The 17,531-nt window shown below is 47.5% G+C and carries 22 protein-coding genes and 1 riboswitch; of the genes, 18 read left to right on the top strand and 4 right to left on the bottom strand.

The features are described from left to right. Positions 1 to 18 precede the first annotated feature (18 nt). Positions 19 to 1,131: a glycerol dehydrogenase gene (locus tag EXG77_RS10190; protein ID WP_023467840.1), complete on the top strand. Its 1,113-nt coding sequence runs from the start codon at positions 19 to 21 to the stop codon at positions 1,129 to 1,131. 146 nt (positions 1,132 to 1,277) lie between these two features. Continuing rightward, entirely contained in the window at positions 1,278 to 2,426 is a 1,149-nt protein-coding gene (locus EXG77_RS10185) for an FAD/NAD(P)-binding protein (protein WP_052017168.1), read from the top strand. A 232-nt stretch (positions 2,427 to 2,658) separates the two neighbouring features. On the opposite strand, the gene EXG77_RS10180 is transcribed toward EXG77_RS10185, so the two are convergent. Next, a complete protein-coding gene (locus tag EXG77_RS10180) occupies positions 2,659 to 3,396 on the bottom strand; it encodes a peptidoglycan DD-metalloendopeptidase family protein (protein WP_035398042.1) in 738 nt (245 codons plus the stop codon). Between the two features lie 374 nt (positions 3,397 to 3,770). On the opposite strand from EXG77_RS10180, the gene EXG77_RS10175 reads away from it, so the two are divergent. From EXG77_RS10175 to EXG77_RS10140, 8 genes are all read left to right on the top strand, one after another. Further along, the gene (locus tag EXG77_RS10175) at positions 3,771 to 4,184 is read left to right on the top strand and encodes an NUDIX hydrolase (RefSeq protein WP_238987943.1); all 414 of its coding nucleotides are present in this window, start codon (positions 3,771 to 3,773) and stop codon (positions 4,182 to 4,184) included. Between the two features lie 88 nt (positions 4,185 to 4,272). Further along, entirely contained in the window at positions 4,273 to 5,148 is an 876-nt protein-coding gene (locus EXG77_RS10170; protein ID WP_023467844.1) for an SDR family oxidoreductase, read from the top strand. A gap of 13 nt (positions 5,149 to 5,161) precedes the next feature. Beyond that, on the top strand, positions 5,162 to 5,350 hold the full coding sequence (locus EXG77_RS10165; protein WP_023467845.1) for a hypothetical protein: 189 nt from the start codon (positions 5,162 to 5,164) through the stop codon (positions 5,348 to 5,350). A gap of 152 nt (positions 5,351 to 5,502) precedes the next feature. Beyond that, positions 5,503 to 5,883, top strand: a complete 381-nt coding sequence (locus EXG77_RS10160) for a GntR family transcriptional regulator (protein WP_035398037.1) — start codon at positions 5,503 to 5,505, stop codon at positions 5,881 to 5,883. Continuing rightward, the gene (locus EXG77_RS10155; RefSeq protein ID WP_035398033.1) at positions 5,876 to 6,553 is read left to right on the top strand and encodes an ATP-binding cassette domain-containing protein; all 678 of its coding nucleotides are present in this window, start codon (positions 5,876 to 5,878) and stop codon (positions 6,551 to 6,553) included. The genes EXG77_RS10160 and EXG77_RS10155 overlap by 8 nt, the downstream gene beginning before the upstream one ends. After that, positions 6,550 to 7,365 carry a hypothetical protein gene (locus EXG77_RS10150; RefSeq protein WP_035398031.1) on the top strand — a complete coding sequence of 272 codons (816 nt, stop codon included), beginning with the start codon at positions 6,550 to 6,552 and terminating at the stop codon, positions 7,363 to 7,365. The genes EXG77_RS10155 and EXG77_RS10150 overlap by 4 nt, the downstream gene beginning before the upstream one ends. 10 nt (positions 7,366 to 7,375) lie before the next feature. Then, on the top strand, positions 7,376 to 8,467 hold the full coding sequence (locus tag EXG77_RS10145) for a hypothetical protein (RefSeq protein WP_035398029.1): 1,092 nt from the start codon (positions 7,376 to 7,378) through the stop codon (positions 8,465 to 8,467). Between the two features lie 79 nt (positions 8,468 to 8,546). Continuing rightward, the gene (locus EXG77_RS10140; RefSeq protein ID WP_023467850.1) at positions 8,547 to 8,840 is read left to right on the top strand and encodes a hypothetical protein; all 294 of its coding nucleotides are present in this window, start codon (positions 8,547 to 8,549) and stop codon (positions 8,838 to 8,840) included. A gap of 29 nt (positions 8,841 to 8,869) precedes the next feature. Here the strand turns inward: EXG77_RS10140 and EXG77_RS10135 are convergent, their stop codons facing one another. Together EXG77_RS10135 and EXG77_RS10130 are read right to left on the bottom strand one after the other, a co-directional pair. After that, a complete protein-coding gene (locus EXG77_RS10135) occupies positions 8,870 to 9,358 on the bottom strand; it encodes a DoxX family membrane protein (RefSeq protein ID WP_052017167.1) in 489 nt (162 codons plus the stop codon). A 127-nt stretch (positions 9,359 to 9,485) separates the two neighbouring features. Further along, positions 9,486 to 10,670 (bottom strand): MFS transporter, encoded by a 1,185-nt coding sequence (locus EXG77_RS10130; protein WP_035398026.1) that lies wholly within the window; start codon positions 10,668 to 10,670, stop codon positions 9,486 to 9,488. Positions 10,671 to 10,860: 190 nt separating this feature from the next. Here EXG77_RS10130 and EXG77_RS10125 point away from each other — a divergent pair, with 190 nt between their 5' ends. From EXG77_RS10125 to EXG77_RS10090, 8 genes are all read left to right on the top strand, one after another. Next, on the top strand, positions 10,861 to 11,286 hold the full coding sequence (locus EXG77_RS10125; protein ID WP_023467853.1) for an OsmC family protein: 426 nt from the start codon (positions 10,861 to 10,863) through the stop codon (positions 11,284 to 11,286). Next, positions 11,283 to 12,503, top strand: coding sequence for a beta-N-acetylhexosaminidase (nagZ, locus tag EXG77_RS10120; protein WP_035398024.1), 1,221 nt, complete (start codon positions 11,283 to 11,285; stop codon positions 12,501 to 12,503). The genes EXG77_RS10125 and nagZ overlap by 4 nt, the downstream gene beginning before the upstream one ends. A 56-nt stretch (positions 12,504 to 12,559) precedes the next feature. Then, positions 12,560 to 12,662, top strand: a riboswitch (TPP riboswitch). Positions 12,663 to 12,744: 82 nt separating this feature from the next. Next, a complete protein-coding gene (locus tag EXG77_RS10115; RefSeq protein ID WP_023467854.1) occupies positions 12,745 to 13,338 on the top strand; it encodes a thiamine phosphate synthase in 594 nt (197 codons plus the stop codon). Then, on the top strand, positions 13,335 to 14,279 hold the full coding sequence (locus tag EXG77_RS10110) for an FAD-dependent oxidoreductase (RefSeq protein WP_052017166.1): 945 nt from the start codon (positions 13,335 to 13,337) through the stop codon (positions 14,277 to 14,279). Before EXG77_RS10115 ends, EXG77_RS10110 begins: the two co-directional genes overlap by 4 nt. Next, on the top strand, positions 14,276 to 14,476 hold the full coding sequence (gene thiS / locus EXG77_RS10105; protein WP_023467856.1) for a sulfur carrier protein ThiS: 201 nt from the start codon (positions 14,276 to 14,278) through the stop codon (positions 14,474 to 14,476). Before EXG77_RS10110 ends, thiS begins: the two co-directional genes overlap by 4 nt. Before the next feature lie 2 nt (positions 14,477 to 14,478). After that, positions 14,479 to 15,243, top strand: a complete 765-nt coding sequence (locus EXG77_RS10100; RefSeq protein ID WP_035398021.1) for a thiazole synthase — start codon at positions 14,479 to 14,481, stop codon at positions 15,241 to 15,243. Then, complete coding sequence (locus EXG77_RS10095) at positions 15,240 to 16,247, top strand: ThiF family adenylyltransferase (protein WP_035398019.1); 1,008 nt, start codon at positions 15,240 to 15,242, stop codon at positions 16,245 to 16,247. The genes EXG77_RS10100 and EXG77_RS10095 overlap by 4 nt, the downstream gene beginning before the upstream one ends. Before the next feature lie 121 nt (positions 16,248 to 16,368). After that, positions 16,369 to 16,725 (top strand): hypothetical protein, encoded by a 357-nt coding sequence (locus EXG77_RS10090; protein ID WP_023467859.1) that lies wholly within the window; start codon positions 16,369 to 16,371, stop codon positions 16,723 to 16,725. 119 nt (positions 16,726 to 16,844) lie between these two features. Here the strand turns inward: EXG77_RS10090 and EXG77_RS10085 are convergent, their stop codons facing one another. Beyond that, positions 16,845 to 17,219, bottom strand: a complete 375-nt coding sequence (locus EXG77_RS10085) for a hypothetical protein (RefSeq protein ID WP_035398016.1) — start codon at positions 17,217 to 17,219, stop codon at positions 16,845 to 16,847. Positions 17,220 to 17,531 lie beyond the last annotated feature (312 nt).

Genomic DNA, 17,531 nt, shown 5'->3' with positions numbered 1-17,531 from the left:
CAGAAAGGATGTTGAAACATGTCAGAACGTGTCTTCATTAGTCCCTCAAAGTATGTCCAAGGAAAGGATGTCATTGACCGGCTCGGTACATATGTGAGCCCGTTCGGTGAAAAAGCGCTCGTCATCGCGGATGATGTCGTCTGGAAAATCGTCAAGGAACGTGTTGAGCATTCGTTGTCCGGCGAAAACGTCGGCATCGAGAAAGCGGACTTCAGTGGTGAAGCCTCACGGCATGAAGTGAAACGAATCGCTGAGCAAGCACAAGCGGCAGATGTCCGGTTCGTCATGGGTGTGGGAGGCGGAAAGACGCTCGATACGGCAAAAGCCGTCTCGGATGAGCTGAACGTGTCCGTCGTCATCGTTCCGACGCTTGCTTCGACCGATGCCCCGACGAGTGCCCTGTCCGTCATCTATTCCGACGAAGGGATTTTCGAAAGTTACCGATTCTATAAGAAGAATCCCGATCTCGTTCTCGTCGATACGAAGCTGATCGCCCAAGCACCAGCGCGTTTCTTCGCGTCCGGAATCGCGGATGCGCTCGCGACGTGGGTCGAGGTCCGGAGTGTCGTCGCTTTTGGTGGACAAACGATGGCAGGAGGACGACCAACGATTGCGGCACAAGCGATCGCTAAACGGTGTGAGGAAGTCTTGTTCGAGCATGGTCGCTTGGCGTATGAATCCGTTCAAGCGCAAGTCGTCACGCCGGCACTTGAAGCCGTCGTCGAGGCAAATACGCTCTTAAGTGGACTCGGCTTCGAGAGTGGTGGATTAGCTGCAGCGCATGCGATCCATAACGGGTTTACAGCGCTGGATGGTGAGATTCACCACTTAACGCATGGTGAGAAAGTTGCCTTTGGTACACTCGTTCAACTGGCGCTCGAAGAACATCCACAAGAAGAAATCGAGCGGTACATCGCGCTCTACACGGATCTTGGCTTACCGGTGACGCTCGAAGACGTCAAGCTAAAAGATGCGTCGCGTGAAGACATCGTCAAGGTCGGCGAGGCAGCGACTGCTGAAGGCGAGACGATCCACAGCGGTTTTAACGTCACGGCGGACGAAGTCGCGGATGCGATCATCGCAGCTGACCGCTATTCGAAAGCGTATCTAGCGAAACATGCTTCTTCCTGATTGATGCGTTTAAATCCGCTTCCTCTACCGAGAGGAAGCGGATTTTTTATGGGCTTTCGTCGAATGACGCTTGAATTCTTCTTAAAAACACGCTATCGTTATAAAACGTAATGATTACGATTTAATTAAGGTAAAGGAGTTTTGTGATGACGGATCGATATGAATGGGTGATTGTTGGCGGAGGAATTCATGGAATGACGGTATTCAATGCCTTACGTGAAAAAGGAATCGATCGGGAGATGATACGGATCATCGACCGTCATCGGCAACCATTGATGAACTGGCGGAAACAAACCGAACGGATCGGCATGCCTTACCTACGTTCAACTCGGGTGCACCACACTTCGACGAATCCGACGAGTCTCAGGCATCATGCGGAAGAACAGGATTATACACATCAAGCCTTCAAGGATACATACGGACGGCCATCCTTGGAATTATTCAACGACCATGCTCTTCAATTGGCGAAGCAAAATGAAGTGGAGGCGAGCTGGGTCCAAGGGGAAGTCACAGGACTAAGACGAGAAAGCGGAACGTGGATTGTCTCGACAGACGAAGGCGAGTTACGAACAAACCATGTCGTTCTCGCTCTCGGACAATCGGAACATCACGTCATGCCAGAATGGGCGAAATCGGCGCGTCACGTTTTCTTATCGAAGCACGATACACCACCGGTCGTCATCATCGGAGGTGGAATTAGTGCTCTGCATCATACGATTCAATGTGCCGAGCGCTATCCCGGGCAGGTGACCCTTCTTTCACGACGTCCGCTCGAAAAAAGTGCATTCGATGCCGATCGAAAATTCATGGGACCAAAAGGATTGACACCATTCAAGTCCTTGTCGGCTAGCGAAAAACGAGCGCTGATCGTACAGGAGCGTCGCCCGGGAACGGCAACACAGGATTTGATTCAACGTGTCCGTCATCTGATTCGAGAAGGAATCATCAGTCATGTGATTGGTGAAGTCGAGCAGGAAGTCGAAAGCGGAGTAAAGCTGATGGATGGTCGTATTCTCACCGCTGAATCGATTATTTGCGCAACGGGTATCCGTCCGATGGTCGTTGAAGGATCTTGGCTTGAAGCCGTCCAGCAAGAGTTGAAGCTGCCATTATCTCCTTGCCGGACACCGTTATTAGATGAAGAAACCTTTGAATGGGGAGAGAACTTATTCGCGACAGGCAGCCTCGCTGACTTAACGGTTGGTCCGTTCGCTCGCTCGATTTACGGAGGACAAGCCGCAGCGCGTGCGATCGCCTCGACGATTGAAGCGAAACAGACAGAAATGCTCGTCTAACACTATATCGCTATCCCCGTAGACATTACGAGAAGTCATGTTTACGGGGATTTTAATGTTTTAATGAAAGAAAGACAATCTTATCAATTCAACGAATTAGTCTAGTAAGATTTAATACTAGTCGCTTGCTATCATCATGAAAGTAAGTTGACTCATTTGGGTGTAATTGGATAAAATGTAAAATTGGATGGAATTCAAAAAAGGTACCCCGTACGGAGTACCTTAAAAGTGATTATAAGAAAGCGAGTGGGTTGACGCTGCTTGCTGCAGACGAACCGCTGTAGGTGTAGTTTCCGCGGTGGATCTCGAAGTGCAGGTGAGATCCGAATGAGTTACCAGTGCTACCGACAGCTCCGATATTCGCGCCTTTCGGGATTGATTGACCGACGAAGACAGAACGTTTGCTAAGGTGAGCATACACGGTTGTGTACGAAATACCGTTCACATTATGTTCGACCATGACATGGTTACCATAAGCTCCCTGATATGACGACTTGATGACTTTTCCGGCAGCAGCTGCTTTAACTGGTGCTCCAGTCGGTGCTCCGAAATCGATGCCGTTGTGGAACGTGTAGCCGTACTTACCGCTAGCATTCCCGTAGCCTTGCGTGATTGGTCCGCTTGTCGGACGCATGAATCCAGTCGATGAAGAGAACGAAGCTTTTTTCGCTGATTTGCTAGAAGTACTGTACTTCTTGACGTAACCAGAATAGACGTAGCGTTTTTCACCTTTATGCATGATTTTCGTCCAGTTCCCTGTCTGACCGAGGTACTTGAATGTTTGACCCGCATTGACGCCGTCGACGATGCGGTGTTTTAACGATGGACCAGTCCGGACGCGAAGTCCGTCTGCTTTAATCTTTACTTTATACGATGAGCCAGAAGAGGCTTCAACTTTACCTGTGCCCGTAGCTGCAAAACCTGAAACAACGAGGGCGCTCATTGCTAACGTCGTGATTGTTCGTTTCATGAATGTTCCTCCTAAGTTGAATATCTAGTGTTGTCGTCGGAATGACATCTATAGAAGTGGATGCGTTTAGTGTGTGTTGAAGTGAGTGATGCGGTCATTTGACTAACGAGAGTATAGCATTCAACTATCAGACCGTTGTGTTTCAATTCGATTTCTAAAATATATTCTAATAACATTTGTTGTAATATTGAGTGATCGTTCAATTCGAAAATCCTTTAAAATCAAGATGAATTTATGTTACAACGAGATGAATTTGATGACAAAATAGAATCGTGGGAAATGATGAGAAAGTATGGGAATCTAATAAGAAGAGAGTAGGAAATAAAATGGACTTAACGTTTACAGTAGATCAAAAAAAGCTTAACATTCGCGCAGTGGCGCTGCTCATACAAGATGGACATCTTTTGATTCATCGTCAAGGAGAAGATGATTTTTGGTCATTACCGGGAGGGCGTGTTCACTTCGGTGAAAATGGTGCCAAAGCGATTGAACGTGAAATATTAGAAGAACTAGGTCAGTTGATCGAGCCACCGGTCTTCCGTTTCCTCCATGAAAATTTCTTTGATTATGCGGCGCACCAATTTCACGAACTGGGACTATTTTATGAAGTGACGTGCCGTGAACCATTACCGCTCTCAACGGATGACTTCTATGGACCAGAAGGTGAAGGATTGACATATCGGTTCGTACCGTTCGAAAAGTTAGATCAATATACGTTGTATCCAAGTGAACTCACGCATATGCTCCGAACGAGTATATTCCCGCCCCTGTTGACGAATGACATCTGACTTTTTTAGAAAAGCGTTTACATATACTTCGCAAGGGAATCGTTGAACATATGATTCATTATGTCATCGATGAGGGAGTGGAACGTTCATGAGGGAAGAGCAGTTCGAAGCGTTACATCAGGAAGCACGAGGGCAGACGCAGGAGCGACAGCCGGGCATCGAATATATCATGAAACCGGAGCCGATCTACGATGATCCAGATTATGTCGGTTCAGGTAAGTTAAAAGGGAAAGTCGCGTTGATTACCGGAGGGGATAGTGGAATCGGGCGTGCTGTTGCCGTCGCTTTCGCTAAAGAAGGGGCGAACGTCGCGATCGTTTACTTAAATGAGGGGAAAGACGCTGAAAAAACGGTGGCAACCATCGAATCATACGGCGTCAAAGCATTAAAGATCGCGAAAGATATTAGTCGACCGGAACACGCACAACCAATCATCGATACCGTCATCGCAGAGTTTGGACAATTGAACATTCTCGTTAATAATGCCGGGAAACAATTCCCGCAAGATGACTTTCTAGCCATCACACCGGATCAACTCCGAGAAACGTTCGAGACGAATGTATTCTCGATTGTCTACCTGACGCAAGCCGCATTGCCGCATCTAAAAAAAGAAGACACGATCATCAATACCTCGTCCGTGACAGCATACGCCGGTGCACCAACGTTGATCGATTATTCGGCGACGAAGGGAGCAATCGCGACACTGACGCGTTCACTTGCATCAAGCTTGATCAAACAAGGGATTCGGGTCAATGCCGTCGCACCAGGTCCGATTTGGACACCGCTCATTCCAGCGACGTTCACGAAGGAAAAAGTGGAGGCACACGGGGAAAACACGTTAATGAAGCGTCGGGGTCAACCGTCTGAGAATGCAGCGGCCTATGTGTATCTCGCCTCCCGCGATTCAAGTTACGTCACAGGTCAGACGATTCATATCAACGGTGGCGATTACATTACGTCTTAAGGGGGAGATCAAGATGAAGAAAAATCCGAATGAAGTGCCAGAACGCGAACCGGATCATCAACCGGACGAGGTCCCGCAGACACCACCGAGTGAGGTGCCAGATACGCCACAGGAGGACCCAGTCCGTCAGCCGGAACCGGATACGTTCCCAGAACCAACCGAGATTCCGGATACACCGCAGGAAGATCCGAATCCCTATTAACGAGTGAAGTGACCACCATCCAAAATCGGATGGTGGTTTTTTCGTGATAAAGAAGACAAACTATCTTGACAGTCAAACTGTATGGTGAGTATGATACAGAAGAGAAGTGTATTATTGTTTTAATACATTATACAGGAAAGGGAGGTCTACCGATGCAGTTCGACCAAAGAAGCCCGGTGTACCTGCAGGTCGTCCGTTGGTTCAAACAACGAATTGCGACCGAGGAATTGCAAAGCGGGCAAGAAATCCCGTCCCGCCGCGAAATCGCCGCACAGCTCGGAATCAATCCGAATACCGCACAAAAAGCATACAAAGAGATGGAGGAGCAGCAATTGATTACAACAGAACGGAATGTCCCGAGTAAGATTACACGTGATCCACAAGTCGTCCAAAAAGTACGTGCCGAGATGCTGGAAGAAGCCGTCTCTGAATTCATCGATGCCGTCAAGGCAATTCAAATCCCACTCGATGAGGTCGTCTCGAAGGTCGAGGCGGTCTATCAGGAAACGGAACGGAGGAAGATCGATGCTTGAAGTCCATGGCTTACAAAAGAAGTACGGGAAAAAACCGGTTCTTCAAGGAGTATCGTTCTCGGTTCCGATGAATCAATTGACGTGTCTGATTGGACTTAACGGTGAGGGGAAATCAACGATCCTGAAGGCAATCGCAGGTCTCGTCCCAGTCAACGCGGGAACGGTTCTCGTCGATGGCGAGGTCAATCGAAACAAAATCGCCTTCGTTCCGGATATCCAGACGATGCCCGGCTACATGACGGTCGGTGATGCGCTGACGTATATGGCGGATTATTACTCCGACTGGAACCAGGCGACAGCTGATGAACTGATGCGGATCTTCCAGTTGTTATCGACAGATAAGATCACGGACTTATCAAAAGGGAACCAGGCGAAGGTCAGCTTGATTCTTGGTTTTGCGCTCGATCGTCCGTACTTACTACTCGACGAACCATTCGCTGGGATCGATCTGTTTACGAAAGAACAGATCGCAGGACTATTCTCGAGTCATTTCATGGAAGGGCGCGGTATCCTGATGACGACACACGAAATTCAGGAAATCGAGCATTTGATCGACCGAGTCGTCTTCTTGCAGGACGGTCGAATCATCGATGAACATGAGACGGAAGAGATGCGAGAACTGTACGGGAAATCGGTTCAGGACCGGATGCGGGAGGTCTATCAGCGATGAAACAATACATACAATTGACGAACGAAGAGATTAAGCGGAGTTTTAAGCTTTATGTGATTGTCGTACTTGCTATGGTAGCAATTGAGCTGGTGTCGGTCGTTGCGCAAGTGATGCTTCATGAGCAAGAGATCAAGAATTTCATGGAAAATAATCGTGCAACATTATCAGAGGCACTTCAACAAATTGGAAAGCTAGATTATGCAGATACGACATCTTTTTTCGTATTTATGACTTTGATAGGAATTGTATTCGTTGTGATTTACGCATTTCAAATTTGGTATCGTGATTGGCTTGGGGAAACAAAATACATCTATCGACTATTAATGCTTCCAGGGCGAAGATATAGCATTTTCTTTTCAAAATTAACTGCTGTATTTCTGGTCATGATTAGCTTTATTGGTTTGCAATGGTGTTTTCTTAAGGTTGGATCTTATTTATTTGATTGGTCAATCCAAGCGGAGTATCAAAAAAGTTCTAATACGAATATATTCAGTAGTTCATTGGAAGAATTTTATACGACGAATTTAACCAATATGATTCTCATCATCCTTATTTCTACAATGGTTATCTGTTTAATCTTTTTGCTCGTTTTGTTGGAGCGATCACATCGAAAAGTAAAAGGATTGATTCGAGTCGCGATTGAAACGACAATTTTTGTAGCGTATTCGTTCATTTGTCTCTACTTTTTAGATCAAACACATTTATTACTAAGTTCTGAAAAAGATGCCTTATTTATAGGGTTTGTTTTTATCTATATGATTTATGCCTTGTGGAGAAGTTTACGACTTCTGAAATGGAAAATCTCGGTCTAAGGAGGATAATATGCGTTCATATAAATATTTTATAGGTTTTATACTAATCAGTGTCGCATCACTAGCTTTTTACGTAGGATACGTCTTGAATTTAGAAAAACCTGAATTGATAGTTGAAACAAAGAGCGGTAACCCAAAGCAAAGCACTCTTCAAAATCTACAAATCAACTTAATCGATGTAGTTCGTCAACCCACAGATTACGCTGTTTCGATTAGAGATGGACAAGTCTCTGAATCAAAATCATCTTATCTAAATAATCTGTATCTCGATCGTGTTTATATATACGATGAAGCACCACGTTCGTTTAAACAATTCATGCAAGAGGAAACGGATACTCTCATGCAAGATTCTGTAACATACGGATTAAAAGGTCGAGAAGACGGTAGTTGGGAGTTGCAATACTGGGATCTTAAAACTAAAAAATTGACGACAAAACAATTGAGCACTCCCTCAGAAGTTAATAATAAAAAGTACGCCTACTCACCCTTTCAACGAACAGAAGATCTCCTTTATGTGGAGCGCTATTCGATGGATGAGCAGACCCAAAGAAGCTTTATTTATGTCATTAACTTAAAAAATAATAGCGTACGTAAACAACAACTACCAATCAAATTAAAGAAGAATGAATACATTGAGTCGTTCTATAAAGGACAACTACTTTTTTCTCAAACATATTTTTCTAAGAATAACCCCGATACTGAACAGCAGCGTCTGCTTATGACAGACGGAAAAAAGACGAAACGATTAAAGCAACTGGAAGGAGACGATTTGAATACTCGGATTTTAAATGAAGGCAAATTAATCGTGACGATAAATGAAAATGATGATACACAGTTAAGCTGGAATACGTTGGATATAGAGTCGGAAAAATATACAGTACATCAAGTTCCACTTCCTGATCGTAAAAAATTCACAGATGGAAGTGGATTCCCGGTCTCGATTTTGGAAAATGGACGCATTTATTTTTCTTATCAGCTAAAAAATGATGATTACAGAGTATTGGTTTTCAATCCAACATCAGCAAATATTGAATATGAGGGAAACATTAGAAATAAAAATTCCAAGGTTAAGTTATCACTAAGTGATATGCGATTGAAGTAAGTTATAGAAATTTCATTCAATAACTTGAAACCTCCCGTTTTCTTCCAACGTATAAAGACTATACAAAGGGGGAACTCATATGCAATTCTTGATTTTTGTCGTCTTCGCAGGTGCTATGTATTGGTTCTACTACAATTTCTTACTCGGGTATCGTAAGAAAAACATCACGATGACGTTTGACGATCGGTTTTATTCACTCGACGAACATGTCGCAGCAATCGAACAAAAACTCGCAACGGATGGGCATTCGGCACGTTATCTCGGTGACCGTCGCTTTGAAGTTGATGGTAAACCATACCTATTCCTCGAGCGTACGGTCTCAGTCGGCGGGACCCCGACACAACAGACGATTCTTGAGCAACAAAAAAAATAACTCTCCCGCGTTTGGGAGAGTTTTTTTCGTTAGACCGGAATCCGGTCCAGGGGATGCGGTTGCTGCGACGAACGATACCAGCGGATGATCCAGTGATCGATGCCGATTTGATACGCAAAGCGTCCTGCAGCCAGTAAGGCGATTGACGCTGCTAAGAATACTGGATTCAATGCGATCGTCCCAGCGAGTAAGTAATTGAGATTCATGATGCTTCCGACAACCAGTGCAGGAACTGTCAACAGACTAAGAATCAACAGAATCCCGACGACGAGTTCCGCGAACGGAATCAAGGCGTTGATCAGCCCGTCGTTCGGTAAGGCGAGTTGCTCAATCCACGTCGCGTACCAGGAACTGACGAATGCGTCTTCACCAGTTGACTTCGCGAGCGCTCCTTCGAGAAACGGTTTTGCATCAAAGCCATTAATGTACTTACCGATTCCAGCGATGAACCACTGGATTCCGAGCCAGAGTCGGATGATCGTCAACAGACCGAGACCGATGATGTGTAATGCTTTCACTTTCAGACACTCCTCTACTACAACATAGTCCCCATCATACTGAAAAATCATCAGCGAGATGGGGACTATCATCATAACGTCATCGAACCGTCATCGACCTGTTACAAAAAAGGATAAGGTAACGGTTTCATGACCGTTGATCGAGGCGATGACTGACTGCAGTCAATAAAGCAGCAACGAGCGCGACCAGTCCACCGACGAGTGCCGTGTTCATCATCGGACCGTTCGCATAGACGATGCCACCGAGTGCCGAACCAAAAGCAATCCCGACGTTACTCGCAACCGGCATCAATGAAGCGGCGAGTCCTTTTGCTTCCGGGTTGAACTTTTCAGCGAGGTCAATCAAATAGATTTGTGTCGAAGTCGTCAGTAGAATCGACATCAACGACATCAAGGCGATGTTGAACAGACCAAGCGGAAGGGATGCTGTCGTGAAGTATAATGCAGCAAGAACGACTGCTTGCACGACGAAGACGAACCGTAAGCGTCCCATCGGATTTTTGCTAGCAATCTTGCCGGCAAGGATGTTACTAAAGATTGAGACGACGCCGTAAGCGAGCAAGATCGGACTGATCCACGTTTTCGCAATCCCGAGTTCTGTTTGCAGAATCGGCACGAGATATGTGTAGACGACGTAAGTTGCCCCGAATCCAAACGACGGAATAAAGAAGGCGATCAGGATCCGTGGGTTGGCGAGCAATCCAAGCTGTTCCTTAATAGAACCAGAACCCGTCGATTGCTGGACCGGAACGATCTTCCATACTGCGAGGAACGCAATCATTCCCATGACTGTCGTTAGCCAGAACGTGGCTTCAAAGCCAGCATGTTGCCCGATGAACGTTCCGATCGGGACACCTAAAACGTTCGCAAGTGTAAAACCACCGAAAATGAACGAGACGGCGACACCGCGCTTCGCGACAGGTACACCGTCACTTGCGACGACCATTGCGAGCGAGATCAAGACACCAGTCAAGATGGCTGTCAGAATGCGGGTTGCGAGCAACACTTCGTAACTTGGAGCAAAACTACTGGCAAGGTTCAGTAAGACCCAGGCGAGTAAGAGACGTAGGATCAGGCGACGCCGTTCCAGATGACCGGTCAGCGACATGACGATCGGTGTACCGATTGCAAAGGAGATGGCAAAGGCTGAGACGAGCGTACCGGCTGTTGCGATCGTGATATCAAGGGCTGAGGAGATTTCAGCGAGGATCCCGACGATGACGAATTCGCTTGTTCCGAGTACGAACGTCAGGAGCGACAACGTGGCGATCAAGAGCCAATCGCGTCGACTTAAACGAGTAGTAGGTGACATGGATAATTCCTCAATTCTAGCGCTTGCGCGCGAAACTATGAGTAACAGGATAGCATGAAACGATTTCGTCGGGTATCGCAAAGCAAGATTTCGGGAAAAGAACCATTATTCGAAATAGCGTGTGAATTTCCAGGCGTACTGTTTTTTGCGTATACTACAGAAGAAGACTACTTATAAAGGAGTGGAAACGATGCAAGCGACAGTGACATGGAACAAACAGATGGGGTTTAGTGGACAGACGGAATCAGGGCATCACCTGGCGATGGATGCAGCACCCGAAAACGGGGGTGAAAATCAAGCGCCGCGACCGACTGAGCTACTGCTACATGCCGTTGCCGGCTGTACCGGAATTGATATCGTTTCGATCTTAGAGAAGATGCGCTTGACGATCACCCATTTCGAAATGGATATCGAAGGAGAACGGGCAGAGGACCATCCGCGGCGTTTTACGTCGATCTCGATTCATTACCGGCTCGAAGGAGATCTCCCGGAAGATAAGGTCCGTCGCGCCATCTCGTTATCAAAGGATAAATATTGTTCGGTCTCGCAATCCCTGAACGCTGAGATTTCCGTCTATTATTCGATCAATGGTGTCCGGAGCGAGGATCCTTTGTGAAGAAAGTCGTACTGATCGGTTGCCTGTTGCTTGCAGGGTGTGCGCAGGAGACGACGGAACCAACGAAATCATCACAACCGGAATCGAAACAACCGACAGAAGAAAAGAAACCGAAGCCTGAGCCGACGAAAGAAGAACGACAACAAGCAAAACTAAAGCAACAATTAAAAGCGATGTCGACGTCAGAAAAAATCGATCAACTGCTCTATATCGGAGTCGCCGGCACGGAACTTTCAGCAGCTGACCGGAAATTGTTACAGACGCATGCGATTGGCGGGGTCTTATTGCTCGGCGGAAACATCACGTCAGAAGAACAACTCTTGACGTTCACACGTGCGATTCAAGAGACGAATCAAAAACCGTATGCGTTTGTTGGGATCGATGAAGAAGGCGGACGGGTCAGCCGGGTACCGGATCAACGATTACGTCTACCGACGAGTCAACGGATGGCGCAAGGAGCAGATGATGCGAAAATGGAAGATGTCGGACGTACGCTCGGACATTTGTCACGATTTTATGGCTTCAACATGGACTTCGCACCGGTCCTAGACGTCAACAGTAATCCGAACAATCCGATCATCGGCGACCGTGCGTTCAGTGCTGATCCGAAGACCGTCGCGACGCTTGGTACGGCCCTGATGCACGGGATGCAGGAGACGGGAACGATTCCGGTCGTCAAACATTTTCCCGGTCACGGCAATACGAGTGTCGATTCCCATGTCGGGCTACCGAAAGTGACGGCATCAAAGGAAGAACTGAAGCAGACGGAACTGTTACCGTTTAAAGAAGCGATTCAAGAGGGCGCCGAGATGGTGATGGTTGCCCATATTCTCTATCCCGCGTATGACGATACGAATCCATCCTCGCTCTCAAAGCCGATCTTGACTGACCTCTTGCGTCAGCAACTCGGATTCAACGGTGTCATCATCACGGATGATCTCGTCATGGGAGCGATCACGAAACGATATGGTCTCGCAGAAGCGGCACGTCAGTCGCTCGTCAATGGAGCTGATATGGCGATGTTTTCAGAGGCAGGTGCTTACGCAAAAGTTCATGCTGAAGTGATGCAAGCCGTCAAAGACCAAACGCTGACGCCGGAGATGCTCGATGCTAAAGTAATGCGCATCCTGAAGCTAAAGCAGACGTATGCCGACAGCCAAGAGCAACAGCGACCGACGAAATCGGAGCTGATTCAGCAAGTGGAAGCGCTCAACTAGGACTAGCGAAGCAAAGCGACTCATGCTAGACTAATGGGGCAAGCCAATTAAACACGAAAAGACACTAGGGGAGTCTCCCAGCAGACTGAGACGGAAGTATCCGGACCCTTTGAACCTGATCTAGTTCGTACTAGCGGAGGGAAGTGGCTCGAAACCCTAGATATCCTTAGCGCTTCAGCGCATTTTCGGACCACTCCCTTCAACATCGGGAGTGGTCCTTTTTCGTATGGAAAGGAAGAACATGATGCGTTTACATCTGATTTCGACGGGATCCATTCATCCGCTTGACGAAATAAAGACCTTTCAATCACTTCAACCCTATACGGATCAGCTGCATCTACGTGAACCGAACTTATCGGCGGCAGAATTACTTGATCTGATTGAAGCACTCCTTGGGCATGGTTATTCGCCTGAACAGTTAACGGTTCATGACCGGGTCGACGTCGCCCATGTCGCCGGCATCGGTGTGCAGCTGACGCGCCGTTCCTTGCGTGTCCGCGATGTGCGACGTCATTTTCCGAATCTCGTCATCGGGAAATCGGTCCATTCACTAGCAGAGGCACTGGCAGCAGAAGCGGAAGGAGCCGACCGACTGCTGTACGGTCATATTTATCCGACAGCGTCGAAGCCGGACCTACCACCCCGAGGGATCGACGCATTAAAGCAAGTCGTCACCTTCACGACGAAACCAGTCATTGCGATCGGTGGGATTACACCAGAATGCATGCCTGAAATCGCAGCGACCGGGGCAACCGGAATCGCCGTCTTATCGGGTATTCTCGGTCAATCGGATCCACTCGCCGCCGTCAAGCGTTATCAGGGGGTTCGCGTATGACGAATCACATCATCATCGGCGGTGGAGTCATCGGGTTGACGCTTGCTTATGGTCTCGCCTGTCAGAATGAATCCGTCGTCGTCTTAGAACGTGGAACATGCGGACGAGGAACGAGCCGCGCAGCTGCCGGGATGCTCGCGACGGACATCGAGCTGAGGGCGGAATTGCATGTACTTGCCGCACGTAGTCGTCGTCTGTATCCGTTGCTTGCACGTCGACTCGAGCGAGAGACAGGCATCGATTGTGGGTACCGGGAACAACCGTTTTTGTTAAAACGTAAAGGAAGCGAGCATCTGTTTCCAGCTGTCGGTCAAATCGATCCACGACGACTGACGACTGCATTGATGTATGCCTTACACGCACGTGGCATATCGATTGAAGAACAGGTAGATGTCACACGCATCGAAGAGAACGATGACTTCATCAGGATCGAATCGAACGCAGGAACGTGGACCGGACGAACAGTGACGGTCGCTGCCGGACGCGGGTCGCAAGCCTTGCTCGATACAGTCGGAAATTCGATCGCGACATATGGGGTCAAAGGGGAGTGTCTCGCCGTCCGTCTCGCGGGTCAGCCGTTACGCTCGATTCTGTTTGATGAAGCCGTCTACCTCGTGCCAAAAGCTGACGGACGGATTTTGATCGGTGCGACCGAACTGCCGCACGACGAGACGGTCGGCGTCAGTGTCGCTGGGATCATGTCACTGCTTCAAGCAGCAGAACGACTGTATCCACCGATTCGTGACGCGGTCATCGAAGAAGTCTGGTCCGGTGTACGACCGCAAACGGTGTCCGGCTTGCCATATATCGGAGTCACCGATTCATCCCGTCGGATCTTCCTAGCGACAGGGCATCATCGGCATGGCATATTACTCGCACCAGCGACAGCGGAAGTCTTGGTAAATACATTACGGTTGATTCAGAAGGAGGAAGTCCGATGAACATTACGATTAACGGCAATGACCACACGATCGAACAGATTAAAACGATCGAGGACATGCTCACGCAACTCGGCTTAGGGGAAAAGCTCGTCATCGTCGAACAGAATCGACAAATTATCGATCGCATGGCGTACGGTCAGACAGTCGTTCGGGACAATGACACATTTGAAATCGTTCATTTCGTAGGAGGAGGATAAACATGCTGAAAATTGGAGAAAAGACATTTGAATCACGGTTATTGCTCGGAACAGGGAAATATACGGATGCTACGGTACAGCAGAAAGCAATCGATGCGTCTGCTTCACAAATTTTGACATTTGCCGTCCGTCGGCTCGATATCTTCGACAAACAACAAGCGAATTTCTTGGAGTCGCTTGATTTAGCGAAGTACGATCTACTTCCAAACACGGCTGGTGCGAAGACGGCGGAGGAAGCTGTTCGGTTAGCGAAGCTTGCGCGGGCATCCGGTATGTGTGACATGGTCAAGGTCGAAGTGATTGGTTGCGATAAGACGTTACTACCTGATCCGATCGAGACGTTACGGGCTTCTGAAGAATTACTCAAAGAAGGCTTCATCGTCTTACCGTATACGTCAGACGATGTCGTCCTTGCACGGCGACTCGAGGAACTCGGTTGTCACGCCATCATGCCGGCTGCATCACCAATCGGTTCCGGGCAAGGCATTCTCAACCCACTTCATCTACGATTCATCATCGAGCAGACGACGGTCCCGGTCATCGTCGACGCCGGGATCGGCTCGCCGACCGACGTCGCCTATGCGATGGAACTCGGTGCGGACGGTGTCTTATTAAACTCCGCTGTCGCCCATGCGAAAGATCCGGTCAAGATGGCGCACGCCATGCGACTAGCTGTCGAAGCAGGGCGCTTCGGATACGAAGCGGGACGAATCGAGAAAAAACAGTATGCGGTCGCGAGTAGTCCAACGAGTGGATTGATTCGATGAACCGTTACTCACGGCAAACTCGATTTCAACCGATCGGGGAAGCGGGACAAGCACGCTTAGCTGCAGCAAAGGTACTGATCATCGGCATGGGAGCGCTCGGAACGGCATCGGCAGAACAACTCGTTCGCGCCGGTGTCGGCGTCGTCCGAATCGTCGACCGTGATTATGTCGAGTGGAGTAATCTACAACGACAACAGCTTTATACCGAGGAGGATGCGCGTCATATCGTACCAAAAGCGATTGCCGCAAAAGCACGGCTTGAAGCGATTAATTCGACGGTGACGATCGAAGCGCATGTAGTAGACGTCGACCGGGCAGCGCTGACGTGGCTTCTCGATGATATCGATCTGATCATCGACGCGACGGACAATTTCGATATTCGCTTGCTGATGAACGACATGGCGTCGATGCGTTCGATTCCGTGGATTTATGGTGGATGCGTCGGCAGTTATGGGATCACGTTTACCGTCCGTCCCGGGGAGACGCCGTGTCTGCATTGTCTGCTCGATCAATTACCGCGAGATCAGGAGACGTGTGATACAGCGGGAATCATCGGACCAGCTGTACAGATGGTCGCTTCCTTGCAGGTGACGGAAGCGTTGAAGTGGTTGAGCGGAAAAACGGACGCCATGCGGACGCGCTTGCTTGCGTTTGATGTCTGGTCGAATACGTTTCAACAAATTAACGTCCAGTCACTGAAGCAAACGGAGTGCCCGTCGTGCGGCATCGATCCGTCCTACCCTTACTTATCGGATCAAACGGTTCGTTTCACGGCACTGTGCGGTCGGGATGCCGTTCAAATCCGCGGAGACGGACAGCGGGATCTGGAACAGTTGAAACAACGTCTCCAGCCGGTCGCTGCGATTTCCGCCCATAATCCATATTTGCTGGCGTTTACGACGGACGAACATCGGATGGTCGCTTTCCGAGATGGACGTGTTCTGATTCATGGCGAGGCGGATCTCGTCAAAGCGAAACGGCTCTATCATGCCTATTTCGGCTAACGTTCATAAAACAGTAAAACTAATTTTAAATATATATGTTTTAAATGTTTGAAAAACAGGTAAATAAGACTTCAGACATAAATCGGTCTACAAGTTTTGAACGTGAAGAGGAGTGATTCAGATGAAACAAGAATTCGATCCAATCAAGGATCAAGCACAGACGGAAGACGCCCAAGCAGTTGTTCAGCAAGCCAACTGGAATCCGGATCGGTACCGGACAAACTTGAACCCATTCTATCTGTCACCTTGTAGTGTCGAACGTAGAGAAGACGTGCATCAGGATGCATCGAAAATTCTCGAAGTCGAGACGTCGTCGCCCCTCCAACAACTTTTTGAACACAATCAAGCAACGCATAAATCAGAACAATCGGGCAAAAAATTTAAAACAGGCATCGTAGTCGGCGTCGGTGCGATCATCGGCGGATCGGTTTCTGTGATTCGTTCCGTTCAACGCTTTAGAAAACAACGGACGAAATAACACATTCGTCACGAGAGTGAAAAAAGCAGGAGGCATTCGCCTTCTGCTTTTTTGTATATCCCCTCAATCTACAAGTAAAATGAGGGTGATATGTGTTCATTTTTTTATGAAATCAAAAATCATGAACCGGTTACGTTATCGAATACAGCAGATTTACCGTTTAAATAGACATCGATAATTTCATGCTTAGAATCTAATGTTAATTTAAAGACATGTTGTTTCATTTTCTTACTAGTATCGTTAGATTCGTCCAATTTTATTTTCACTGTATCTTCTTTTGATTCGAGATCAGTAGTAATTGTTTTCTTTGTGTTATAGACAATATAGGCGATATCATCTTTCGTGTTAATCAATTGCAAAGTAGAGTCAGGATTAATTTTCATTTGTACATCGTTAGGTATTGTCTGTAACTCACTCAAACTGAGTTTAGACTCGTTGATGCTACAGGCAGATAATAAAGTACATAACAGAGCTAACAGTATAAGTTTTTTCACGTTTTACCTCCTCATATTTCAATGGATGATCCATAACGATTAAAGTTTACGAGAGTCCTGACATGATTCAATTATTACTTGAGGTATAACGACACTAGCTTAACACAAAATACATTTATTGGATATTGGAAGTGACCGGAAGTAAGGTTTTTCAAAACATCAAAATTTCGTCAGATTTGTTTGAGCATCGTATAAATCACCTAAGAAATTCAGGTGAAAGATAACGCATAGTGCTTCTCTTCAATAACAAAAAGTATACTTTTTATTTCTTCAAATTCATTGTTGAGTCGCTAAGAAATATGATGACTCCTT

Origin of the sequence: Exiguobacterium sp. OS-77 (genome assembly GCF_000414195.2) — a bacterium.
Taxonomy (GTDB): domain Bacteria; phylum Bacillota; class Bacilli; order Exiguobacteriales; family Exiguobacteriaceae; genus Exiguobacterium_A; species Exiguobacterium_A indicum.
This window is presented reverse-complemented; position numbering and strand designations above follow the sequence as displayed.